This is a genomic window from Bacteroides hominis, assembly GCF_033042785.2.
Lineage (GTDB): Bacteria > Bacteroidota > Bacteroidia > Bacteroidales > Bacteroidaceae > Bacteroides > Bacteroides hominis.
Window position 1 is genome coordinate 1,834,435 of sequence record NZ_CP178829.1, and the last position, 25,659, is coordinate 1,860,093.

Annotated in this window: 12 protein-coding genes and 1 pseudogene; 9 read left to right on the plus strand and 4 right to left on the minus strand. The window is 45.9% G+C overall.

Going from position 1 to position 25,659, the window contains the following annotated elements:
- Positions 1 to 10 precede the first annotated feature (10 nt).
- The 9 genes and pseudogenes from R3O62_RS07830 (at position 11) to R3O62_RS07870 (ending at position 17,881) form a co-directional block, all read left to right on the plus strand.
- Complete coding sequence (locus R3O62_RS07830) at positions 11 to 1,510, plus strand: RagB/SusD family nutrient uptake outer membrane protein (protein WP_220575789.1); 1,500 nt, start codon at positions 11 to 13, stop codon at positions 1,508 to 1,510.
- A 527-nt stretch (positions 1,511 to 2,037) separates the two neighbouring features.
- Positions 2,038 to 4,974, plus strand: a pseudogene (locus R3O62_RS07835) (SusC/RagA family TonB-linked outer membrane protein); the annotation flags it as partial.
- A 34-nt stretch (positions 4,975 to 5,008) separates the two neighbouring features.
- On the plus strand, positions 5,009 to 6,403 hold the full coding sequence (locus R3O62_RS07840; protein WP_005823280.1) for a RagB/SusD family nutrient uptake outer membrane protein: 1,395 nt from the start codon (positions 5,009 to 5,011) through the stop codon (positions 6,401 to 6,403).
- 116 nt (positions 6,404 to 6,519) lie between these two features.
- Positions 6,520 to 7,773, plus strand: coding sequence for a GTPase HflX (gene hflX, locus R3O62_RS07845; protein WP_005775357.1), 1,254 nt, complete (start codon positions 6,520 to 6,522; stop codon positions 7,771 to 7,773).
- A gap of 24 nt (positions 7,774 to 7,797) precedes the next feature.
- Positions 7,798 to 9,789: a DUF4954 family protein gene (locus R3O62_RS07850; protein ID WP_317472959.1), complete on the plus strand. Its 1,992-nt coding sequence runs from the start codon at positions 7,798 to 7,800 to the stop codon at positions 9,787 to 9,789.
- A gap of 28 nt (positions 9,790 to 9,817) precedes the next feature.
- Positions 9,818 to 12,331: a M1 family aminopeptidase gene (locus R3O62_RS07855; protein WP_317472958.1), complete on the plus strand. Its 2,514-nt coding sequence runs from the start codon at positions 9,818 to 9,820 to the stop codon at positions 12,329 to 12,331.
- Positions 12,332 to 12,774: 443 nt separating this feature from the next.
- Positions 12,775 to 14,421, plus strand: a complete 1,647-nt coding sequence (locus R3O62_RS07860) for a fumarate hydratase (protein WP_317472957.1) — start codon at positions 12,775 to 12,777, stop codon at positions 14,419 to 14,421.
- 133 nt (positions 14,422 to 14,554) lie between these two features.
- Positions 14,555 to 15,700 (plus strand): acyltransferase, encoded by a 1,146-nt coding sequence (locus R3O62_RS07865; RefSeq protein ID WP_044302152.1) that lies wholly within the window; start codon positions 14,555 to 14,557, stop codon positions 15,698 to 15,700.
- A 24-nt stretch (positions 15,701 to 15,724) separates the two neighbouring features.
- Positions 15,725 to 17,881, plus strand: coding sequence for an alpha-N-acetylglucosaminidase (locus tag R3O62_RS07870; RefSeq protein ID WP_032539607.1), 2,157 nt, complete (start codon positions 15,725 to 15,727; stop codon positions 17,879 to 17,881).
- An 83-nt stretch (positions 17,882 to 17,964) separates the two neighbouring features.
- On the opposite strand, the gene R3O62_RS07875 is transcribed toward R3O62_RS07870, so the two are convergent.
- The 4 genes from R3O62_RS07875 to R3O62_RS07890 all read right to left on the minus strand — a co-directional run bounded on the left by R3O62_RS07875 (position 17,965) and on the right by R3O62_RS07890 (position 25,332).
- Positions 17,965 to 19,620: an amino acid permease gene (locus R3O62_RS07875; RefSeq protein ID WP_005775365.1), complete on the minus strand. Its 1,656-nt coding sequence runs from the start codon at positions 19,618 to 19,620 to the stop codon at positions 17,965 to 17,967.
- 257 nt (positions 19,621 to 19,877) lie between these two features.
- Positions 19,878 to 21,203: a TolC family protein gene (locus R3O62_RS07880; protein WP_022011044.1), complete on the minus strand. Its 1,326-nt coding sequence runs from the start codon at positions 21,201 to 21,203 to the stop codon at positions 19,878 to 19,880.
- A complete protein-coding gene (locus R3O62_RS07885) occupies positions 21,200 to 24,235 on the minus strand; it encodes an efflux RND transporter permease subunit (protein WP_005775368.1) in 3,036 nt (1,011 codons plus the stop codon). The genes R3O62_RS07880 and R3O62_RS07885 overlap by 4 nt, the downstream gene beginning before the upstream one ends.
- A 14-nt stretch (positions 24,236 to 24,249) precedes the next feature.
- A complete protein-coding gene (locus tag R3O62_RS07890; protein WP_005775369.1) occupies positions 24,250 to 25,332 on the minus strand; it encodes an efflux RND transporter periplasmic adaptor subunit in 1,083 nt (360 codons plus the stop codon).
- Positions 25,333 to 25,659 lie beyond the last annotated feature (327 nt).

The window sequence follows — 25,659 nt, forward strand, 5'->3', positions numbered from 1 at the left end:
AAAAGAATTTATGAAAAAGATATATAAATCAATAACACTGGTTGCTACTATCCTAAGTTTGTCTTCCTGCGGGAATGATTGGCTGGATAGAAAACCTGCTGACGGAATTCCATCAGAAGATGCAATTACAAACTATAATGATGCTCTGACTGCACGTACAGGTATGTATGATGGTATTCAGGGAAACTCTAATAGCACCAGCTATTACGGTGCCCGTATGTTTTATTATGGAGATGTCCGTGCTGAGGATATGCAAGCCAGAACTCAGGGTATGCGTTCGTCGTCATGCTATGAGATGCGCTATACTGTGGATGATGCTCCTAATATGTGGAATATACCTTATAATGTAGTTCGCCGTGCCAATCGTCTGATTCAAGCAATTAACGAAAAAAAGGTGACTGACGCAACAGAAGCACAAATAGGTAAAATATATTCAGAAGCATTAGTTGTCAGGGCATTGGTTCATTTTGACTTAGTGAGAATCTATGGTATGCCTTATACAGCCGATAACGGAGCTTCTTTGGGTGTCCCGGTTATCTTGAAACCTTTGGAACGAAATGATTTGCCTTCCAGAAATACAGTAGCAGAAGTTTATACGCAAGTCATCAGAGACTTGACTGACGCTATTAATTCTGGATATCTTGCTAAAGACAAGACTCAGGGATATATCAATGAATGGGCAGCAAAAGCCTTGCTTACCAGAGTCTATCTGACTAAAGGTGATAACGAGAATGCACTTAAAGTTGCTGAAGATATTATAACCAACTCTCCATATAAACTTTGGACTAATGAAGAATATGTAGATGCATGGTATAAAAACAATGGAGCACATACGAACGAAATGATTTTCGAAGTTATAAATGCAAGTAATGATGACTGGACTGACCGTAATGGCATTGCTTATTTGCTGAACGAGAACGGATATGCGGATGCAATAGTAACAAAAAACTTTATGGCTATGCTGAGTCAGGATCCTAAAGATGTTCGTATAGGTATGGTATTGCCGGCTCAGTATGATAAAGATCTTAAAGAAGAATATGGCGATGCAAAAATCTTCATTAATAAATTCCCGGCTGATAAGGACGACGTAGGTGAAATGCGTTTAAATAATCTGCCTTTACTTCGTCTTTCGGAAGTATATTTGAGCGCTGCAGAAGCGGCGGCTAAGCTTGGGGGACACCAGGATAAAGCTGCTAAATACCTGAATGAAATTATTCTGAGAGCGAATCCGGAAGCTAAGGCTGTTTCGGAAGCAGATGCTACAGTAGAAAGAATCATTCTTGAAAGAAGAAAAGAAATGATTGGTGAAGGTCAACGTTACTTCGATGCATTACGCAATAATGAAACAATCGTTCGCTATAAAGATGAAGCAGATAAGGGGTATCATTATTCACTAATTAAAGAATCGCAAAGCTTTGACCGAACTTACTTTAGAGCTATACTCCCGATTCCTGTTGATGAAACAAATGTAAATCCAAACTTGAGAGCTCAACAAAATCCCGGATATTAATAGTGGATTAATCATGTAATTAAAAGGCTGCTTTCTTTAAAGGGAGTGGCCTTTTTTATTTCACAATAATGGAACTTCCTATTGAGTTTCATTATGACATTTGTTGTATATTAGCCAAAAGTAACTCAAACTGTTTTTCAAAGAAAAAATGTCGTTTATTTCAAGATACAAATGAAAGACACATTAAAAAATATTTATCTTATATGCGATCTGTGAATGTGACACTACTCTAAATTTCGACTATTGATAGGTGAATAAAATATCTATATAAAGCAAATAGTCAATTAGTACAAAGGAAAAATGTAGTAGAATAGGAAATAGAATGCAGAATCTTATTCATGCTGATAATCAATGTGTTATCTGATTATTGTAAGATATATGAAGTGTTTCATTTTGAGCTTCTCAATAAAATAGAAGATTTGTAGCATTTTGATAATAAGCGTTTTAATAAATCTTTTTTTCTTTTTACTAAGTTCAATATCATTGTGTAATATGCACATTATAAGCGTTTTAGCAAACACTGCAGTTCTGCAAAGACTTTGCAGATTTCGTATATCGGTATGCAGACTGCTGAGGTAGCAATTGCACCGATAATCAAAGTGATATTAAAGACTGACTCTAAGGCACTTGATGAAGTGGTAGTAGTAGCTTATGGAACACAAAGTGCACGTACTGTGACTGCATCTGTGTCTTCTGTAAAGGCAGATGCTTTGAAAGATGTACCGAGTGTAAGTTTTGATCAGATGCTTCAAGGGCGTGCATCGGGTGTCAGTATCACTACTCCGTCGGCCGGTGTAGGACAGGCTCCGATTGTGAGAGTGCGTGGTGTGAACTCAATCACTTCCGGAACTTCTCCTTTATATGTAGTCGATGGTGTGCCCATTGAATCGGGTAACCTTTCTTATTTGGCTAATGCCAATGCATTGGCCGATATTAATCCTGCTGATATTGTGTCTATGGATGTTTTGAAAGATGCGGCTGCGGCTGCATTGTATGGTTCGCGTGCTGCGAATGGGGTTATTTTGATTACTACTAAACAAGGTCAAAGTGGTAAAGTCAAAGTGAGCTATGATGGTTTTGTGGGTTTCTCAAATGCGACAGATTTTTATGAAATGATGAATGCTCAGGAATACGTGGACTTTAAGAATTTGGCTGTAAAGAACCGTTATGGGACGGATGAATTGTCACTGACTGCCGGTTATGTTTCTCCTTATGGTAACAAAGCATTCAATATGATGAAAGATGCCAATGGCAACTATGTAGATACAGATTGGAAAGATGCTGCATTCCAGAACGGATTGTCACAAAGTCATTCTGTTGCCGTAAGTGGCGGATCGGATAAAGTGCGGTATTATTTGTCTGGTAACTATACAACTCAGGAGGGGATTGTAAAAGGCGACAAGTATGACCGTTTAGGGGTGAAGGCTAACATTAACGTACAGGCTACTGACTGGTTAAAAGTAGGAATGAACACCAACGTAACAACCGGGACAACTTCTTATGTAGATGCTGCCCGTAGAGGTTCTAACTTTGCCGTTGGAGGGTTCCCGCGTCTGGCATTGATCAATGCCCCTAATTTACCGATGTACAATGAAGATGGTACTCCTTATTATTTAGCTCAAGGTCTGGGTTATGGAGGAAATACTGTGTTTAGTACTTTTTCTAATCCGGCGGCTATTTTATCTTTAGGCAATGGTTTGAGTTCTGATGTAACCCGTTTCATTGGTGTATTTTATGCAGAGGCAACTCCGGTTAAGGGATTGTCATTGAAAACCCAATATGGTGTGGATTATGCCCGTATCGAGGAACAGCGTTTCTGGTCTCCATTGCATGGAGATGGTGTGAACAGTAAAGGTCTGGCAAATGCTTATAACACCAAAAATAACAGATGGACCTGGACAAATACGGCAACTTATAGCTTTTCTTTGGGACAGAATAATTTTAATTTGTTAGCCGGTACGGAGGCATCCGAGAGAAATAACTCTCGTTGGACTGCACAGCGTAAAGATTTACAGGATGATAAATTCATTGTATTTCAGGGACCTTTTGGTTCGGCAACTGCCGGTGGTAGCTTGTCCAACAATACCATGGTCTCTTATTTCGGACGTATCAACTATGATTACGCTTCTAAATACATCGTGTCTCTTAACTACCGTCGCGATGGTTATTCTGCTTTGAGTGAGAAGAATCGTTGGGGTAACTTCGGAGGAGTTTCTGCTGCATGGCGTGTCTCTGAAGAAGCTTTCTTCCAGCCTTTACGCAACGTGGTTGATGACTTGAAAATAAAGGGAAGCTATGGTGTGGTTGGTAACACCGATATTTACGATTATGCTTCAAAGTCATTTTATTCAAGTTATAATTATGGTATAAATGGTACATATGGTTTGGCTCAGATTGCTGACCCGAACTTGAAATGGGAGTCTTCGGAGAAATATAGCATTGGCTTCAATGCCCGATTGCTGAATAGGATCAATGTAGACTTTGACTACTATTATACGAAGTCTTCCGACTTGATTCTGGATGTGCCCCAATCACCTTCTAAAGGTATCCCGGGCAATATAATTACCACTAATGCCGGAAAGATGAGGAACAGCGGTATTGAATTGACCGTTTCTGCCGATGTGATAAAAAACAGTGATTTTACTTGGGAAACGAGCTTTAACATCACTACTAACAAGAATAAGGTTATTTCACTGGCTGATGGCGTGGAGAATATTCTTAAAGGAGATAATGGCGGTTTAGAAATTACGAATATCACAGTACCCGGAAAGTCTATCGGACGTCTGTATCTGTACCCGACTGCCGGAGTAGATCCCAAATCGGGTCGTAGAGTGTTTATCACTCCGGAAGGTGACAGAACCTTACTGATGTTTGAAAAAGGGGGGTGGTTCTATGAAGACGGAACAGAATATGCCGGTGAATTTGAACCTGTTGATTGTGGAAATACACTTCCTACCTGGTACGGTGGGTGGACCAATAACTTTAAATATAAAGGTTTCGATCTTTCTTTGTTCTTCCAATTCTCGGGAGGTAATAAGATTTATAACGGAACCAAAGCCAGTGTGAGTGATATGCGTTACTGGAATAACTCTAAAGACGTTTATAATAAGTATTGGACTCCGGAACGTACCCATGCAGAGTATCCTATGCCGATATACGGTGATAATTATTCTAATGGTTCGGCATTGCCTATCAGCGACTTAGTGGAAAGAGGAGATTATTTGCGTCTGAAGAATGTGTCACTGGGCTATACGTTCAATACAAAGAACTGGTCGAAAGCGGTAGGAATCTCTGCGCTCCGTCTCTATGTTCAGGCTCAGAATCTGTTTGTGATTACAGGATACAGCGGCATGGATCCCGAAACACTTACCAATGTAGAAAGTGCTACTTTAGCCGGTGGTACGGATAAGAATACTTTGCCTCAGGCACGCACGTATACAATCGGTGTGAACCTGACATTCTAATATGGTTTTATATTAACAGATAAAAGAAACTACAATGAAAAAGATAATTATATTTTCGACATTATGCGCTTCTCTCTTTTTAGGTAGTTGCAGCAGCAGCTTCCTCGATCAGGAGCCTCCATTATATGTAAACGAGAACGATATTTTCACAAGCCCTACCCGAATAGAGGCTACTCTGAACGGCTTGTATGCTGCAATCAAGAACACAGGGACTAAGTCTTTGATGGGAGGTAAGTCCTATATGGTGTTTGACAATAGGGGAGATGATGTTATCAATATCTCCAACAACTTGGTGACTTTGTTCAATACCTATAATATGAATGTGGGCATTACGGATGCCGAGAATGCTGACACCTGGACATACGCTTATCTGGCCATCAATAAAGTAAATACTTTCCTCCAGTCTCTTGAAGGTGCCAAAGAAGTTGCCGGTGAAAATTATGACCGCTATGTGCAGGAAGCTAAGTTTGTCAGAGCTTTGGCATACTATTATCTGAATAATTTGTATCCGACTCCATATTCTGTAAATCCCGATGCAAAATCTGTTCCGTTGCGTCTTACTGCCGAGGCCGGAACCGAAAATAACAATATGCCTCGCTCTACAGTAAAGCAGATTTATGACCACATTCTGTCTGATCTGGAAAACATTTCGGCATTGGATACCGAAGTGAATACCTATGCAGGAGTTACACATGCTACTCAGGCCGCTGCCAACATGCTTAAGATGAGAGTTTATATGGCAATGAACGAATGGGACAAAGCCATTGCAGCCGGAGAGTTAGTGACCGGATATAGTTTGCCGGAAGACGTAACATTGATTTATAAGGCCCCGTATTTCAGTCAGGAGAGCATCTTCTCTTTGCCGATGGCTGATACCAACATCCCGAATACACAGCAGTCGTTGGCAGAATATTATTATGATGGTAAGATCATGTTGATTGATACGAAAAGCGGAATTATGTCAAAGCCTGATTATTCGTTGGCTACCGACAAGCGTATTATCGCCTTTAAAGGGGAGAAAGACTTGTTGTTGAAGTTTACGGATGCAAAAACTAAATTGCAGTGGGTGCCCATTTTCCGCTATGCCGAAACTTTGCTCGACCTTGCCGAATGTTATGCCAACAAGGCCGGAGGTGAAGCTACTGCCAAAAGCCTGTTGAAACAAGTCAGAGGACGTTCGGTAGATGCAGCTACGGATCCGTTGAAGATCGATAACTTAACGGGTGATGCACTGAAAGAAGCTATTTACAACGAGAAACGCCTTGAGTTTATAGGCGAGGGTATCCGTGGTATTGATATTATGAGACGTGGGGAACGTTTCATTAAGGTGGGTGCGAATGAAACAATTAATGTGGGTCCGTCCGATGAAAAATATACTTGGCCGATACCTCAGGTTGAGTTGCTGCTGAATAAAGATATTAATAAATAAATAGTCAATAAATAATAAAGAATCGCTCAGGTAGAAACACTTGGGCGATTTTTTCTTTTAGTATGTTACGAAAATAGCTATATTTGTCGCCATATTATAATAAGGTATAAAGTAGAATGAAAGAATTTGTAATATCCGAAGCCAAAGTCGAAACTGCTGTTCTGGTAGGTCTCATCACTCAGACACAGGATGAACGCAAGACCAATGAATATCTGGACGAGCTGGCATTCCTGGCTGAGACAGCCGGGGCGGAAGTGGTGAAAAGGTTTACGCAGAAGTTGCCGACGGCTAACTCGGTGACTTATGTGGGAAAAGGAAAACTGGAAGAAATTAAAGAATATATAAGAACAGAGGCTGAAGAGGACCGGGAAGTGGGAATGGTCATCTTTGATGACGAACTCTCGGCCAAGCAGATACGTAACATCGAAGCTGAACTGCAAGTGAAGATACTGGACCGTACTTCACTGATTCTTGATATATTTGCCATGCGTGCCCAGACGGCTAATGCCAAGACTCAGGTAGAATTGGCGCAATATAAATACATGTTGCCCCGTCTGCAACGTCTCTGGACTCACCTTGAACGTCAGGGTGGTGGTTCCGGAAGTGGTAAAGGAGGTTCGGTAGGTCTTCGTGGTCCGGGTGAAACTCAGTTGGAGATGGACCGCCGTATCATCCTTAACCGTATGTCACTGCTTAAGGAGCGTCTCGCCGAAATAGATAAGCAGAAGTCTACCCAACGTAAGAACCGTGGACGCATGATCCGTGTAGCTTTGGTAGGTTACACCAATGTGGGCAAATCGACCATGATGAATCTGTTGGCGAAGAGTGAAGTCTTTGCTGAAAACAAGTTGTTTGCCACACTCGATACGACGGTACGCAAGGTGATTATCGATAATTTGCCTTTCTTGCTTTCCGATACGGTCGGGTTCATCCGTAAGTTACCTACTGACCTGGTGGATTCCTTTAAGTCTACCCTCGACGAAGTACGTGAGGCCGATCTGCTGGTTCATGTTGTGGACATTTCGCATCCCGGATTTGAAGAGCAGATAGAGGTGGTGAATAAAACACTGGCCGACATCGGTGGAGGTGGAAAACCAATGATTTTAATATTCAATAAGATAGACGCCTATACCTATGTAGAAAAGGCGCCGGACGACCTTACCCCCAAAACAAAGGAGAACTTGACACTCGAAGAACTGATGAAAACATGGATGGCTAAGATGGAAGATAACTGTCTGTTCATCTCCGCCCGTGAGAAAATCAATATAGACGAACTGAAGAGTGTGGTTTATCAGCGAGTGAAAGAATTGCACGTGCAGAAGTATCCCTATAACGACTTTCTCTATCAGACCTACGACGACGAAGAGTAACTTGTAGTTTGTAATAAGAGGATTATGGGAAAGACTTACCGTAGACTGACTGAAGATGAAATTCTTCAGTTGAAGAGCCAGTCGTGTCTGGCTGATGACTGGAACCATGTTGCGGTCGCTGAAGAGTTCACAACCGAATTTGTGCATCACACCCGTTTCTCGGGAGAGGTGAAACTGGGCGTTTTCCACTCGGACTTTATCTTGCCGGGAGGAATCAGGAAACATTCCGGGCTGAGGCATGTCACCTTGCACAATGTAATTGTGGGCGACAACTGTTGCATTGAGAATATCCAGAATTACATTGCCAACTACGAGATAGGAAACGACACTTTCATTGAGAATGTAGATATTATTCTGGTGGATGGTCTGACTCAGTTCGGTAATGGAGTAGAGGCCGCTGTGCTGAACGAAACGGGAGGTCGCGAAGTGTTGATCAATGATAAACTATCTGCTCATCAAGCTTATATTCTGGCTCTTTACCGGCACCGTCCGGAACTGATCAGCCGGATGAAGGCGATCACTGACTATTACTCCAACAAGCATGCTTCTGCGATGGGGACCATCGGCAGCCATGTGATGATTCTCAATACCGGTTCTATCAAGAATGTGCGTATTGGCGATCATTGCCGGATTTGCGGAACCTGCCGTCTTTACAACGGAAGTATCAACAGCAATGAAGCCGCTCCGGTACATATCGGGCATGGTGTCATTTGCGATGACTTTATTATTTCCTCCGGTTCTTATGTGGACGATGGAGCTATGCTGACCCGTTGCTTCGTTGGGCAAGCCTGTCAGTTGGGACACAACTACTCTGCTTCCGATTCCCTGTTTTTCAGTAATTGCCAGGGAGAGAACGGTGAAGCATGTGCCATCTTTGCCGGTCCGTATACCGTAACCCATCATAAGTCTACCTTGCTGATAGCCGGTATGTTTTCGTTTATGAATGCCGGCTCGGGGTCGAACCAGAGTAATCATATGTATAAACTGGGACCGATTCATCAGGGGACGTTGGAAAGAGGAGCTAAGACTACTTCCGATTCATACATTTTATGGCCGGCGCGTGTAGGGGCTTTTTCATTGGTGATGGGGCGTCATGTGAATCATGCCGATACCTCGAACCTGCCTTTCTCTTACCTGATCGAGCAGCAGAATACGACTTATCTGGTGCCGGGAGTCAATCTGCGCAGTGTCGGGACTATCCGCGATGCCCAGAAGTGGCCGAAGCGTGACAAACGTACGGACCCGAACCGCCTGGACTATATAAACTACAACCTTCTGAGTCCATATACTATCCAGAAGATGTTCAAGGGGCGCTCTATACTGAAAGAGCTGAAGCGGGTGTCCGGCGAGACATCGGAGATCTATTCTTACCAAAGTGCAAAAATCAAGAACTCTTCGCTGAATAGCGGCATACGCTATTACGAAATAGCTATCCATAAGTTTCTTGGTAATTCCATCATTAAGCGTCTTGAGGGGATTAACTTCAAAGATAATGAAGAGATACGCCGGCGTCTGAAACCGGATACCGAAATCGGAGTAGGCGAGTGGGTGGATATTGCCGGTTTGATTGCTCCGAAAAGTGAAGTGGAAAAACTGATTACCGGTATCGAAAGTGGTGAGATCGATCGTTTGAAGAGTATGAATGCCCGTTTTGCCGAGATGCACGATAACTATTATACTTACGAATGGACGTGGGCTTACCATAAGATACAGGAATTTTATGGTCTGAACCCCGAAACCATTACAGCAAAAGATGTTATCGCTATCGTCCGTGCTTGGCGTGAAGCAGTGGTCGGACTGGACCGCATGGTGTATGATGACGCACGCAAGGAATTCTCACTTTCGTCTATGACGGGCTTTGGTGCCGACGGCTCACGCGATGAAATGAAGCTGGATTTCGGTCAGGTACGTGGCGATTTTGAGAGTAATCCGTTTGTCACTGCCGTGCTGCAACACATTGATGATAAGACTGCTCTGGGTGAGGAGCTGATTAACCGTATCGGGCAACTGGCGTGACGGAATTACGAGCTACAATATATTTGCTATGAAAATACACATTTTATTTGGAATGATCGGGTTCTTCCTGCTGACCGGATGTTGCCGGACAGCAGAGAAGAACCCTCGTTTTTATGATGCCGGTGTTTCTAAAGAGCTTGCCGATCATCGTAAAGCCGAGATTAAGAATTTGAAGTATGAACTCAGTTTCAGCATTCCACGGCAGAAGGAGACACCTATTGACGGTGATATCACCTTGCGCTTCGACCTTGCTGCCGCTCAGGAAGTCCTGATTGATTTTCGTGAGGAGCGTGGAAAAATTAAAGAAGTCATTGCCAATGGAAAACCGGTAAGTGATGTGCGCTTTGAGAACGAACACATTATTCTGCCTGCTTCGCTGACAGCGAAAGGGGCGAATGACATACAGATTCGTTTCATTGCCGGCAATCAGTCGCTGAACAGGAACGATGAATACCTCTATACGTTGCTCGTTCCCGACCGTGCCCGTACCGTCTTCCCTTGCTTTGAGCAGCCCAACCTAAAAGCCGAGTTTACTTTAAAGCTTGAGGTTCCGGCCGACTGGAAAGCTGTTTCCAACACATACGTCCGGAGTGAAACAGTAGCCGGTGACCGTAAAACCGTTTGTTTTGCACCGACCGAACCACTCAGTACTTATCTCTTTTCGTTTGTGGCCGGAAAATTGGAGCGACAGGAGTATACTCAGGACGGGCGTACCATCGCCGCCTATTATCGTGAGACCGACCCTAAGAAAATAGCACAGTTGGATATTGTTTTCAGACAAGTCATGGCATCACTTCACTGGCTTGAAGAGTATACAGGGATCGCATATCCGTTTGCCAAATATGATTTCATCGTTCTTCCCGGTTTTCAGTTTGGCGGAATGGAACATACAGGAGCTACCTTATATAATGATAACGGGATTTTCCTGAGCGAACATCCCACTCCGGACGAGGAGTTGAACCGGGCGGAATTGATTGCGCACGAGACCTCTCACATGTGGTTTGGCGATCTTGTAACGATGGATTGGTTTGACGATGTATGGACCAAGGAAGTTTTTGCCAATTATTTTGCTGCCCGGATTGTCGAACCCTTGTTTCCGGAGATCAATCATACCCTGAATAAGCTCAAGACTTTTAATGCCGCTTCTCTTACCGAGGACCGTACTTTGGGGACAAATGCCATCCGGCAGCCACTTGATAATCTGCGTAATGCCGGGCTGATCTATGGGCAGATCATCTATAACAAGGCTCCCGTGATGATGGAGAAACTGGTTGACAGGATGGGTGAAGCCAACTTCCGGAGTGGTATACAGGAGTATCTGAAAACCTATTCGTACGCTAATGCCACTTGGGACGATCTGATTCGCATTTTAGACGGCAAGGCGTCCGAAGATTTGGCAACCTTCAGTGATGTGTGGGTGAACCGGAAAGGAATGCCTACGCTGAACTTCCGGATCGATGGACAAGAATTGGAGGTCCGTCAGAGTGATCCTTATAACCGTGGTTTGCTTTGGCCGCAGCGTTTTGCCGTCACTCTTTGCGGAGAGCGCGATTCGGTGTGGCGGGTGAATATGACGGATACTTTGGTTCGGATACAGCTTCCTTTTGTACCTTCGTTGGTGTTGCCCAATACCGATGGCAGAGGTTATGGCTTGTTCGTTCCCGACGAATCTGCTTTGAAGTGGCTGTTGGCACATTGGTGGGAGGTAAAAGACGATACGGCACGCCAATCACTCTTGATGACACTTTATGAGAATTACTTGGCTAAACATATTTCGGCGGACGACTGGACAAACAGCCTGTTGGCAGGGCTTCCTGCAGAAAAGAACGCTCTGGTGGCGTCTACGGTGAGTGGTTATTTGGCGGGTGCCATGCGGCGGGTAGCTCCGGCACAGATAGCAGAGGTTGAGGCGCGGGTCTACGCCATCAGCCGGAATCATCCGTTGCCTTCGTGCCGGGTGCAGTTGCTGCGTTATTTTATGCAGAATGCGACTTCACAACCTATGGTGAAGGAACTTTATGCCTTGTGGCAGGAGCAATCGGACAAACGGTTGAACCAACAGGATTACACAACTTTGGCTTACGAACTTGCCATCCGCCTGCCTGCCGAAAGTGAACAGATATTACGTACACAACGGGCACGGATTGATGATCCGGACCGTCTGCGCCAGTTCGATTTTATTTCACGGGCGGTCGTATCCGATACCGCACGGCTCGATACTTTGTTCAACAGCCTGCTTGTAGCGGAAAACCGGCGGATAGAGCCTTGGACGGCTGCCGTGATACGTTATCTGAACCATCCGTTGCGCGAGGAGCAATCGGTGAAATACATCCGTCCGGGACTCGAGGTGCTGGAGGAAGTACAACGCACAGGAGATATTTTCTTTCCGAAAAACTGGGCCTCGGCCTTGTTGGGCAATCATCTCAGCCGCCCGGCTTATGAAGAAGTGGTGCGTTTCCTGGACGCCCATCCGGATTATTCACCGCTTTTGAAGAACAAGATATTGCAGGCTGCCTATTCCCTGTATCGTGAAAACGATTAAAATAATTCCCGGAATGCTTGACTTTGCCTGTCCGATGTTGTATCTTTGTCAACAGATTCATTACTTATATTCAAATTAGAATGCAGTAGAAGAGGAAGCCCGCAAAGCTTCCTCTTTTTTTGTACCCTTATCTCCCGGTGTCCCGGAGCCGGGGGCTTTTCTGCTCTTTCCCCGGCTCTCCATGCCCTCGAGACCGTTGCTCCGTGATGTGAAGAGCCTTGCTTCGGCCCAAACAGACGGTTGCATTTGCCCGGACAGACGGTTGCATTCCACAGAAATGAGCCTTTCTTCCGGAGCGGTCTCTTCTTCTTCGTAGAAACGCTCTCCGAACGTTAATAATAAGTAAATCCGCTCTTGACAAAATTCACCACTTTATTCATACTTTGGAAAACTATTCTTACCTTTGCCTCACTAACTAACATTACGTAATAAAATAAAGAGATATGGCAACACCTCCGTTTAAGTATCAACCTATGTTAGAACATGGGGAAGATAAAACCGAGTATTATCTGCTTACCAAAGACTATGTGTCAGTAAGCGAGTTCGAAGGAACACCTGTGCTGAAGGTACAGAAAGAAGGTCTGACAGCTATGGCCAATACCGCTTTCCGTGACGTATCTTTCATGCTTCGCCGCTCACACAACGAGCAGGTGGCAAAGATTCTGAGCGATCCGGAAGCAAGTGATAACGACAAGTACGTGGCATTGACTTTCCTGCGCAACGCTGAAGTGGCTGCCAAAGGCGTGCTTCCTTTCTGTCAGGATACCGGTACGGCCATCATTCATGGTGAAAAAGGACAGCAGGTCTGGACCGGCTATTGCGATGAAGAAGCTCTTTCACTGGGTGTTTATAAAACCTATACGGAAGAAAACCTGCGTTACTCACAGAACGCTCCGCTCAATATGTATGACGAAGTGAACACGAAGTGTAACTTGCCTGCCCAGATCGATATCGAGGCTACGGAAGGCATGGAGTACAAATTCCTGTGTGTGACCAAAGGTGGTGGTTCTGCCAACAAAACATATCTGTATCAGGAGACAAAAGCGATCTTGAATCCGGGTACTCTGGTTCCGTTCCTGGTTGAAAAGATGAAGACACTGGGTACGGCGGCTTGTCCTCCTTATCATATTGCATTCGTAATCGGAGGTACTTCGGCAGAGAAGAACCTGTTGACCGTGAAGCTGGCTTCTACTCACTATTATGACGAGTTGCCTACTACCGGTAACGAATATGGTCGTGCATTCCGCGATGTAGAACTGGAAAAAGAAGTACTTGCAGAAGCTCAAAAGATAGGTTTGGGTGCGCAGTTCGGCGGTAAGTATCTGGCACACGATGTACGCATCATCCGTCTGCCCCGTCACGGTGCGTCTTGTCCGGTGGGCTTGGGAGTGTCTTGTTCTGCCGACCGTAACATCAAATGTAAGATCAATAAAGACGGTATCTGGATCGAGAAACTCGATTCTAATCCGGGTAGCCTGATTCCGGCAGAATTGCGTAACGCAGGCGAAGGTGATGTTGTAAAGATCAACCTGAACCAGCCGATGGCAGATATCCTGAAGGAGCTGACTAAATATCCGGTGGCTACACGCCTGTCACTGAACGGTACGATTATCGTAGGTCGCGACATCGCTCATGCCAAACTGAAAGAACGTCTGGATCGTGGTGAAGATCTGCCTCAGTACATCAAAGATCATCCGATTTACTACGCCGGTCCGGCCAAAACTCCTGCCGGTATGGCTTGCGGTTCTATGGGACCGACTACTGCCGGACGTATGGACTCTTATGTGAACCTGTTCCAGGAACATGGAGGCAGTATGGTGATGTTGGCAAAAGGTAACCGTAGCCAGCAGGTGACTGATGCTTGCCAGAAACATGGCGGCTTCTACCTCGGTTCAATCGGTGGCCCGGCTGCTATCCTCGCCCAGAACAATATCAAGAGCATCGAATGTGTGGAATATCCGGAATTGGGTATGGAGGCTATCTGGAAGATCGAAGTAGAAGACTTCCCCGCATTTATTCTTGTAGATGACAAGGGCAACGACTTCTTCAAGCAAATTAAACCCCGTTGCGGCTCTTGCAGCAACAAATAAGAATATGGTGAGTGGTCATTAATATTGGTTATTTATCATGTTAACTCGAGTGAGAGGCGTCTGTATGCTGTGTTATACAGATGCCTTTCTTATTATAAACACCTTAATCATTATCAGTAAAAACAATTCCCCGATGGAACTACAGAAAAATCCTCAACACATTGTCTGGCTGGACGTTGTCCGTTTCGTTGCCATGTTTACCGTTGTCTGTTGCCACTGCACGGACCCTTTCAACTTTTATCCGGGCACTGCCCCTAATATTGACGAAATCAAACTTTGGGGTGCCATCTACGGAGCATTGCTTCGTCCTTGCGTACCGCTGTTCGTGATGATTACCGGAGCCCTGCTTCTGCCGGTGCGCGGCGAAGTCTCTGTCTTTTATAAGAAACGTATCCCCCGTGTTTTATGGCCATTCCTCATCTGGTCGGTCATCTACAACCTTTTTCCCTGGATTACCGGTCTGTTGGGCATCAAGCCCGAAATTATTCTCGACTTTTTCCCTTACTCGGGGGAGGAAGTGATGCGCCAGTCGCTGTCCATCTCTTTGGATTACATTGCTCAGATTCCTTTTAATTTCTCCATTGTAGATGTACACATGTGGTATATTTACCTGTTGATCGGTTTATATCTTTATCTTCCCGTCTTCTCTGCCTGGGTGGAGAAAGCATCGGATAAGGCGAAGCTGTGGTTTCTCGGTGCATGGGCTGTCACTCTGTTATTGCCGTACTACAATCAGTTTGTAGCGCAATATCTTTGGGGAACCTGTTCATGGAATGCGTTCGGCATGTTTTATTACTTTGCCGGTTTCAATGGCTATCTGTTATTAGGACACTATCTGCGTAACCTTGACTGGAAGTTGGGTAAGATTCTGGCAATCGGTCTGCCAATGTTTGTGATAGGATATGCCGTTACCTTCTTTGGCTTCCGTTACATCACGGCTTTGCCGGAATACAGTGACGAGATGCTTGAGCTCTTCTTCACTTACTGTTCGCTGAATGTAGTGATGATGACCATCCCGGTGTTTATGCTTTGCAAAAAAGTAAATTTCCGTTCGGAGGGAATCAAGAAAGCGCTTGCCAATCTCACCTTGTGTGGTTTTGGTATCTATATGATACACTATTTCTTTACCGGTCCTTCCGTACTGTTGGTACGTACGTTGGGTGTGCCTCTGGGCATTCAGATACCGGTGGCGTCTGTCATGGCATTTGGTGTTTCGTGGCTGATTGTGTGGGCTGTCTATCGTGTGCTGGGCAAGAAGGCGAAATGGATTATGGGATAAAACAGTAATTAAAGCATATTATTTATGAATCGTAAATCAATACTATTAACAATCTTACTTTGTGTTACTTCTTTGACAATGGCTTCTCCGGTGACCGGCTTGTTGGAGCGCATAGACAAAGGAGCTTCGAAGAAGTTTATTATCGAGCAAGTGAAGTCCGGTACCGACTTTTTTGAACTCGATCAGAAGGGTGATAAAGTCGTTATCCGTGGAAACAATTACGTGAGCATCGCTACCGGGTTGAATTGGTATCTGAAGTATTATGCCGGTATCCACCTTTCCTGGAACGGAATGCAGGCAAAACTGCCGGCTGTGCTTCCTCCGGTGACAAAAAAAGAACGGAGAGAAACGACCCTGCCTTACCGTTATGATTTGAACTATTGTACTTTTTCTTATTCCATGGCTTTCTGGGATTGGGACCGATGGGAGAAAGAAATAGACTGGATGGCTTTGCACGGCATCAATATCCCTTTGGCTGTGACCGGGGCAGAGGCTGTGTGGTATAACGTGCTTGATAAGTTGGGATATACCAAAACCGAAATAAATGAGTTCATATCCGGTCCGGGCTTTTTTGCCTGGTGGCTGATGAATAACCTTGAAGGCTGGGGCGGACCTAATCCGGATAGCTGGTATACACAGCAGATTGCTTTACAGAAGAAAATCCTGAAGCGTATGCGTGAATACGGCATCGAACCGGTCCTTCCGGGTTATTGCGGCATGGTGCCCCATAATGCGAAAGAGAAACTCGGATTGAACGTATCCGATCCGGGAACATGGTGTGGCTATCGCCGTCCGGCATTCCTGCAACCAAGCGACCCGCGTTTTGAGGAAATCTCTTCTCTCTACTATAAAGAGCTTGAGAAACTATACGGGAAAGCTGACTTTTACTCCATGGACCCCTTCCATGAAGGAGGCAATACGGCAGGCGTGGATCTCGATGCGGCAGGTAAGGCTGTGATGAAAGCCATGAAGAAGGCCAATCCGAAAGCGGTTTGGGTGGCGCAGGCATGGCAGGCAAATCCACGTCCGAAGATGATTGAGAATCTGGGGGCCGGTGACTTGCTGATACTCGACCTGACCAGTGAATGCCGTCCGCAGTGGGGAGATTCTACTTCCGAATGGTATCGCAAAAACGGATATGGACAGCATGACTGGGTATACTGTATGTTGCTGAACTACGGTGGTAATGTCGGACTGCACGGAAAGATGGATAATGTGATCGATAATTTTTATCTCGCTAAAGCCGATCCGCACGCAGGTTCTACACTTAAAGGTGTGGGGATGACCCCTGAGGGGATAGAGAATAATCCTGTGATGTACGAACTGGTGATGGAACTGCCTTGGCGTGCAGAGCGGTTTACGAAAGAGGAATGGTTGAAGGAGTATGTGAAAGCACGTTACGGTGCAGATGATCCGGTGGTACAGGCTGCCTGGACCAAACTGGCGAACTCCATTTATAACTCACCGAAGAACCTGACGCAGCAAGGTACACACGAATCCGTATTCTGTGCACGTCCGGCGGAAGATGTGTACCAGGTGTCCAGCTGGTCGGAAATGAAAGATTACTACCGTCCGCAAGATGTGATTGAGGCTGCACGCCTGATGGTATCTGTGGCCGATCGTTATAAAGGAAACAATAATTTTGAGTACGATCTGGTGGATATCGTTCGGCAGGCACTCGCAGAGAAGGGCAGGCTGATGCAGAAGGCGGTTACCGCTGCTTACCGGAGTGGTGATAAAGAACTCTTCGGAATGGCTTCTCAGAAGTTCCTGAACCTGATTCTGTTGCAGGATCAGTTGTTGGGTACCCGCCCGGAGTTTCGCGTAGGAAAGTGGATTGAAGAGGCGCGGGCGTTGGGTGGTACATCCGCAGAGAAGGCTTTGTATGAGTGGAATGCCCGTGTGCAGATTACGACCTGGGGCAATCGGAATGCAGCCGATTACGGTGGCCTCCGAGACTATGCTCACAAAGAGTGGAACGGATTACTGAAGGATTTCTATTATATGCGTTGGAAGCTTTATTTCGATTCTCTCTCTCAGAAACTGGAAGGTAAAACCCCGGAGAAAATTGATTTCTATGCAGTGGAAGAACCTTGGACCAAAGCCACTAATCCCTATTCGGCGGAGGCTGAAGGAGATTGCATTGAAACAGCGAAGCGGGTGATGCAAGCGGTGGAATAGTATATCGCAAAGTTCACCACAGATTACACAGATTATTTATTACGTAGATAATCTGTGTAATCTGTGGTGAACTCGTTTTTAGACTATTTTTGCTTCGCTGTCCCTTTCCAGATACGCATCATATAATATGCACAATGCGTAAATGCGAAAACAAACGAGATTATCAGCAATACTTTACTTTCGTCCCAACCCACCGTCTGCTGGTGCCATAGCCCGGTGATGACACAAAGCACAGACAGTGCGATACCGATCATGTTCAGTGCCGATTGTCCCCGGCGGTTTTTCACGCCTTGTTCCAGTTTGCTGTGCTTCATACCATAGCCAACGTAAATATCCAACCCGATGAGCATCCACAATACCAGACGTATCCAAGTATCGGCGGGAAGGAAAAGCATCATGCACAGGCAGGTGAGTATTCCTAAAATCGGGACGAGTGGCACAAACGGAGTTTTAAAAGAACGGGGGATATCCGGCATGGTCTTTCGTACTACCAATACGGCGGCACATACCAGTGTGAAAGCCATCAGTGTGCCGATGCTGGTCATCTCTCCTGCAAGGCGTGCCGGGACGAATGCAGCCAATAAACCTACTATCAGCATAAACAGGAGATTGCTGCGTGCCGGTGTGCGAAACTTTTCATTGATGTGCGAGAAGAATGGAGGGAGCAGTCCGTCATGGCTCATACTCAGGAAGACGCGGCTTTGTCCCAATAAAGTGACCATAATTACAGAACAGTAACCGAACAGGATGGCAAGAACGATAGCACGGTTCAACCAGGGATAGTCCGGATGGATGATGCCTGCCGCATCGGTGTGCCCCATGTGTTCGATGGCAATAGCTACCGGTGCAATGCCCTGCTGTCCGCTAAACTCGGTGTAGTGGGCAACTCCCGTCATTACGTGGGCAAACAACATATAGAGCACAGTACAAACAAGGAGTGATACCAGGATACCGATCGGCATATTTCGTTTCGGGTTCTTTGTTTCCTGGGCGGCCGTACTGACGGCATCGAATCCTAAAAAAGCAAAAAAGACAATAGCTGCCCCGCGTAAGACACCCGAAATCCCATACTCTCCAAGTGTGCCTGTATTGGCGGGAATGTATGGAGTATAGTTATCCGCATTGATATATTTCCAGCCCAATACGACAAAAATAGCGATCACCGATACTTTGAGGAATACTACGATACCGTTAAAGATGGAACTGCCTTCCGTACCGCGAATCAGGAAGATACTCATCAGTACCACGATCAGGAATGCAGGGATATTGACGATTCCTCCATCCCACGGGCAGGCGGTTAGTGCTTGCGGAAGATGTATGTTGAGCCCTTCAAGGAAGACCACGAGGTATCTGCTCCAACTGATACTGACAGTGGTAGCCGCTACTGTATATTCAAGGACAAGGTCCCAACCGATGATCCAGGCAATCAGTTCACCCATGGTGGCATATGAGTAGGTATAGGCACTTCCGGCAACCGGAATCATGGAAGCAAATTCCGCATAGCAGAGTCCTGCAAAACAGCATCCCAGTGCGGCAATGGCAAATGAAAGTGTAATGGCCGGTCCTGTATAGCCTGCTGCTACGGTTCCGGTGATTGAGAAGAGTCCTGCTCCGATAATGACACCGACACCCAGTGCTACCAGACTCCAGGGACCTAATACTCGTTTCAATGATTTACTTCCTGACGCATTGGCCTCTGCCAACAGGGCTTCAAAGGGTTTCTTTATGAATAATCCCATCTTTCTGTTTCTTTTTTTACTTAGTTGTACGTGGTACACAAAGAGTCGTGGGAAATATCGCTTGGTTTGCCCGCCGTACTCTTGTGATTGGATTGGCTGCAAAGATAAGCAATCTGAACGGGCGATACAAGGCTTCTTTTGTATTAAAACAAACAGTTCCGTCGGTTTAAAAGGCGGGGGTGTGTCAAAAGTCTTTCCCTCTGTGGTAAGTTTTGACACACCCCCGAATGTTGTAAGGAGAAGGGCTAAGTGTACGTTTAGTCCAGATATTTTGTTATTTTCCCACTGATCTGTAGCAGGGAGATTTCGCATAACTTAGTGTCATATTCGGCAGACAGAATTCGCTCTTCCGCATCCAGCAGACTCTTCTGTGCTTCACGCATTTCGATACCCGAAAGGTTTCCTAACATATATCGTTCCATGGCTATCTCGTGATTCTCTTTGGCAGCCACCAGGTTTTGCCGTTCCAGTTTCAGCATTTGCAGATTATTCTGGTAGGCTTGCCACAGATTGCTAAGGTCCGCTTTCAGTCCTTGTTCCAGCTGCTCCCGTTGCAGACGGGCGTTTTTGATGGCGATACGTGCGTTGTTCTTTTCGCGACGGCGGTTTCCGTCGAAGATATTGAATCCGATTGTTACCCCGAAGTTGGCGCCCAGATTGCCTCTTTGGCTATTGGAGGCAATGTCGTATTTATTAAAAGTATAGCCATATCCGGTATTCATTTTGAGGTATGGGTAGTTACGAGAGTTTACCTTTTTATAGTCCAGCATGGCGAGTGTATTGTTCTGTTCGGCTTTCAGCAATGAAGCGTTGGTCAGTAGAGTGGCGTTCCATAATTCTTCGAACCGGAGTCCTGCGTTAACTTTAATGATACTGTCTTCTATCACAATCGGCTGGTCCACATCTTCATTGGCCATCAGTTCGTTCAGCTGGATGCGCGACGTATGCAGCAATTCCTGTTGCTTCATATATTTGGCACTGTCAGCATTGAAGTCTACTTTGGCCTGTTGATAGTCCAGGCGGGAGAAGTTACCGATGTGATAACGTTCTTCCACGATTCGCAGGCGTTCTTTTGACAAGGATACGGCGTAGCGGAAGTTCTGAAGGCGGATTTTCTGTTGAACGTAATTGTAGTATTCGGCTGCAAGGTTAGCTATCAGGTCTTCGATGGCAATACGGGTATTGGTTTCTCCCTGTCGTTCCAACTCTTTCAGCTTTTGATAATTGGCAGTGATGTTGAAGCCGTCGAAGATAGTCCAGTTCAGGTTCAGCCCCACGTTAACGGTCTGGTCGAAGACACCGTTTTCTTTTACCGACTCCCCGGTAGCCCGGACCTTGGTGTTGGTATTGTCCACAGTTCCTGTATAACCGGCCGTTAGGTCGAGGGTAGGCAGGTAGCCGGCATTACCCGGCGTAGCGTTATTTTTGCTTACTTGCTCTTCGTTACGGACTATTTGCAAGGAATAATTATTCTGGAGGCCGTACTCCAGACAGGATTTTAGAGTATAAATTTGTGGCTGTTGTGCTTGCAGACCCAAAGGGGTGCAGCACAATGCTATGATAAATAGGGCAATCTGTTTCATTCTCTCTTTAATTTATTACTTCGGTTCGTCGAAATATAACTGTAAATAGCGGGTACGATGTACATAGTCAGCAAGGTAGATACCAACATACCTCCCACAACAGCCGTACCCATTGCAATGCGCTGGTTACAACCTTCACCTGAGGCGAACGCCAGCGGGATCAATCCTAAGATGGTAGAAGCACTTGTCATTAGGATGGGACGCAGACGCTGCAATGCCGCATCCTTGATAGCTGTCAGTTTGTCTTCACCTGTTTCCTGTTTTTGATTGGCAAACTCCACGATCAGGATACCGTTCTTGGCTACCAGACCGATCAGCATAATAATGCCGATCTGACTGAAGATGTTCATCGTGATACCGCCGAAGTACATGAATACCAGTGCACCGGCGATGGCCAGAGGTACAGTCAGCATGATGATCAGCGGATCCTTGAAACTTTCGAACTGTGCCGCCAGGATCAGGTAAATCAGCACAATGGCCAGGATAAAGGCAAACATCAGGCTTGAAGAACTTTCACGGTACTCCTTCGAATCACCGGTCAGTGCCGTACGGAACGTGTCGTCCAAAGTCTCTTTGGCTATCTTGTCCATCTCGTCCAGTCCCTGTCCGATGGTCTTGCCTTCCGCCAGTCCGGCGGAAACAGTAGCCGACACGAAACGGTTGTAACGATACAGCTTGGGAGGTGCGATGCCGTCAGTCAACTCGATCAGATTGTCAAGCTGTACCATGTCTCCTTTGTCACTGCGGATGTAGATTGCTTTCAGGTTGGCAGGCGTATTGCGTTGTTGACGGTTGATTTCTCCTAAGATTTCATATTGCTTACCGTTCATATAGAAGTATCCCATACGCTGTCCGCTCAATCCGTATTGCAGGGTTTGGGCAATGTTGCGGGTACTTACCCCCATTATACTGGCTTTATCGCGGTTGATATTGATACGTGCCTCCGGTTTGCTGAATTTCAGGTCTACGTCCGCCATCTGGAATACCGGATTTTCGTATACCTTGGCCATGAACTTAGGCAGTACTTCCTGTAGTTTCTCGATATTGGTAGCCTGCAACACATATTGTACGGGCATGCCGCCACGCCGTCCGCCAAAAGAAGACGATTGCTGGACGAACGAGCGCGCCATCGTCTTTTTCTGTACTGCCGCCGATAGCTTTTCGGCAATGTCCATCTGTGTATAGTCACGATCCTTCATATCTTTCAGCGTGATGCGTACATTACCGCTACCACTCGATACACGGGCTGTTACCGACTCTGCATCCGGTACGATCGAGTCTACCAGATCGTTTATGTCTTCCGTATAGTCACGAATGTACTCGTATGTCACACCTTCAGCACCACGGGTGTTGATACTTATTTGTGAGCGGTCTTCCAGCGGAGCCATTTCTGCAGGAATGTGGTTCCATAAGAAAGCGATGATACCGATTGTGATGGCTACAAAAGGTAAGGAAATCCAGCGCTTGTTGAGGAAAGCAGCCAGTGAACGACTGTACAGACGGTTCATTCCTTCGAAGAAGGGTTCTGTTTTCATATAGAACCAGTTTTGTTTTTCCCGTTTTACCAACAGTTTGGTGGCAAGCATCGGAGTAAAGGTCAGGGCTGCGAATGAAGAGATAATCACCGATCCGGAAACTACAATACTGAATTCACGGAACAGACGTCCTGTCATACCCTCCATAAAGACGATGGGGAAGAACACGGCTACCAGCGTAATGGTGGTGGAGATGACGGCAAAGAAAATCTCTTTTGCTCCTTCGATGCCGGCTTCTTTCGGAGGCATACCTTTCTCTATGCGTACATAGATGTTTTCGGTCATCACAATAGCGTCGTCTACCACCAGACCTACCGCCAACACGACCGCCAGCATGGAGAGTACATTGATGGAGAAGTCCGCCAGATACATGACGAAGAAGGCACCGATCAGTGATACCGGGATTACGATACAGGGAACCAGCGTCACCCGCCAGTCGCGCAGGAAAAGGAAAATAATGATGATAACCAGGATGAAGGCTACATAAACCGTCTCTTTTACCTCATAGATGGATGCACGGATAAACTTGGTGTTATCGAATCCGTAAGAATACTTCACGTCTTCGGGAAGGTCTTTCTGCATCTTCTCCATGCGTTCGTACACTGCGTCGGCTATCTTGATATGATTGGCACCGGGTTGTGGGATTACGACGATACCTACCATCGGTACTCCGTTCATCTTCATATAACTTTTGATATCGGCCGGCCCCAGTTCGGCGCGGCCTATGTCACTGAAACGGATAATACGGTCGTTCTCTTCTTTGATGATCAGGTTATTGAATTCTTCTGCGGTGTGCATCAATCCCAAGGTACGGATGGTGAGCTCTGTCGTATTTCCTTCGATACTGCCCGAAGGAAGTTCGACATTTTCTTTGTCTACTGCATTCTTTACGTCGATAGGGGTGATCCCATAACCCGACATCTTGATAGGATCGAGCCATAAGCGCATGGAGTAGCGCTTTTCTCCCCAAATGGAAACGCTACTTACGTCGGAGATGGTTTGTAATTGCTCTTTTACGGTCAGGTCGGCAATTTCACTGAGTTCCAGCAAGGAGCGTTTGTCACTTTGCAGAGCTACCATCAGGATAGGAGTAGCATCGGCATCTGCCTTCGAAACAGTAGGAGGGTCACAGTCGCGCGGCAGGTAGCGCTGGGCACGGGATACTTTGTCGCGTACGTCATTGGCTGCTGTTTCCAGATCGACGGACAGCTCGAACTCTACCGTGATACGGCTTTGTCCCTGCTGGCTGACGCTGGACAACGAACGGATACCCGGAATACCATTGATGTTCTGTTCCAGGGGTTCGGTAATCTGATTCTCGATTACATCGGCATTAGCACCCGGATAGGAGCAGGATACTGAGATTATAGGATTATCTACAGACGGATACTCCCGGACACCCAGGTAGTTGTACCCGATCAGTCCAAAGAGTAAAATGATGATGGTCAATACCGTTGAGAGTACCGGCCGTCGTATGCTTAATTCGGATATATTCATAAGGCGGTCGGGAGTTAATTGATATTATCCAGTGTGACAGGTAATCCTGTACGGAGTTGAAGGGTTCCCGAAGTGATGATGGTATCACCCATCTGCAAACCTTTTATCACCTGCACTTCAGCTTCGGTACGAATGCCTGCGGTTATTTCTACCGGTTCAGCCTTGCCCGATTTATAGAGGAATACTTTATCCTTACCCATTTCCGGTACAATCGCTTCGGATGGGATGGCAATGGCATTTGGGATTTCTTCTTTTTTCAGCTGAATGCTGGCGTAGCGTCCCGGGAGCAGTGCGCCGTTACTGTTGGCATATAGGGCACGAACGGTCAGCGTACGGGTAGACTGGTCGATTCTTGACTCGGTTGCGTATACTTTTGCCGGGAAAGAACTTAATTTACCTTCCAGTTCGAAGTTGAGGTTGGTGCCTTTCTTTACCTGGCTTGCATAACGTTCTGGTACGGAAAATTCTATTTTCAAAGGAATAATTTTCGTCAGTTTGGCTACGATAGTGGTTGGTGAGGCATATGAACCGACACTGACTTGCCGGAGCCCGATTACTCCGTCAAAAGGAGCGCGAAGTTCGGTCATGGCAATGTTAGCTTTCACCAGGTCGATGTCCGCATTGAGGGTAGCCAGTTCCGTTTTTACTTGTTCGTAGGCTTCTTTACTGACAGCGTCCCGTTCAAGCAGAGCGTTCTGACGGAATACACGATCTTCGGCAAGCTTTAACTGAGCTACGAGGCGTTGCAACTGAGCCTGCAACTGACGGTCGTTTACTTTCGCCAATAGCTGTCCTTTTTTTACGGCACTGCCTTCGTCAAAGTTGATTTCAACGATCTTTCCCGAAGTCTCGAAAGAAAGATCCACTTCTTCATCAGGCATCAAGCTGCCGCTAATTTGAATCTGATCTGTCAGCAATTGTGGCTTTATGATCTTGGCATTTACATTCAGAACTCTTTTGTTGATCTGCTTGCCAGCCATCACTTTGTCGGCTGCTGCCAACTCTTCATTTGCTTTAGGAAGCTGAGAGTAGATACCCCAGCCTATCAGTCCGGCACCAATCAATGTGATGATGCCCCATTTAACCTTTTTATCCATGTCTTAGTATTAGTATATGTCCGTTCTAAGGTTAGACTAAGAGGGTGGGAAAAGGTTTAATCGGGAAATTAAAATATAGATTTATTTTTTGTGTTAAGGTGTCTTATTGATTATGTTTTCAGTATATGAAAGCCCCAATATCCTTTCAGTAAAAGGGTGAGGACTTATTGTAACAGTCATCGAATCATCCTCCTGATAAAGTGCGACGGTTCTTTTCTTCTTCGCGGATTACGAACTAACCAACGGTATTTGTTTTTGGTCTTAAAGGTTTGTATCCAAAATTATTATAATGAATCTCTGTTTGTTTATTCCGGCCCTGGTATGCGG

What these genes read in the sequence shown, in the direction of transcription:
- R3O62_RS07830 (WP_220575789.1), top strand. Translation starts at nt 11, where the DNA reads ATGAAAAAGATATATAAATCAATAACACTGGTTGCTACTATCCTAAGT.
- R3O62_RS07840 (WP_005823280.1), top strand. Translation starts at nt 5,009, where the DNA reads ATGAAAAAGATAATTATATTTTCGACATTATGCGCTTCTCTCTTTTTA.
- hflX (WP_005775357.1), top strand. Translation starts at nt 6,520, where the DNA reads ATGAAAGAATTTGTAATATCCGAAGCCAAAGTCGAAACTGCTGTTCTG.
- R3O62_RS07850 (WP_317472959.1), top strand. Translation starts at nt 7,798, where the DNA reads ATGGGAAAGACTTACCGTAGACTGACTGAAGATGAAATTCTTCAGTTG.
- R3O62_RS07855 (WP_317472958.1), top strand. Translation starts at nt 9,818, where the DNA reads ATGAAAATACACATTTTATTTGGAATGATCGGGTTCTTCCTGCTGACC.
- R3O62_RS07860 (WP_317472957.1), top strand. Translation starts at nt 12,775, where the DNA reads ATGGCAACACCTCCGTTTAAGTATCAACCTATGTTAGAACATGGGGAA.
- R3O62_RS07865 (WP_044302152.1), top strand. Translation starts at nt 14,555, where the DNA reads ATGGAACTACAGAAAAATCCTCAACACATTGTCTGGCTGGACGTTGTC.
- R3O62_RS07870 (WP_032539607.1), top strand. Translation starts at nt 15,725, where the DNA reads ATGAATCGTAAATCAATACTATTAACAATCTTACTTTGTGTTACTTCT.
- R3O62_RS07875 (WP_005775365.1), bottom strand. Translation starts at nt 19,620, where the DNA reads ATGGGATTATTCATAAAGAAACCCTTTGAAGCCCTGTTGGCAGAGGCC.
- R3O62_RS07880 (WP_022011044.1), bottom strand. Translation starts at nt 21,203, where the DNA reads ATGAAACAGATTGCCCTATTTATCATAGCATTGTGCTGCACCCCTTTG.
- R3O62_RS07885 (WP_005775368.1), bottom strand. Translation starts at nt 24,235, where the DNA reads ATGAATATATCCGAATTAAGCATACGACGGCCGGTACTCTCAACGGTA.
- R3O62_RS07890 (WP_005775369.1), bottom strand. Translation starts at nt 25,332, where the DNA reads ATGGATAAAAAGGTTAAATGGGGCATCATCACATTGATTGGTGCCGGA.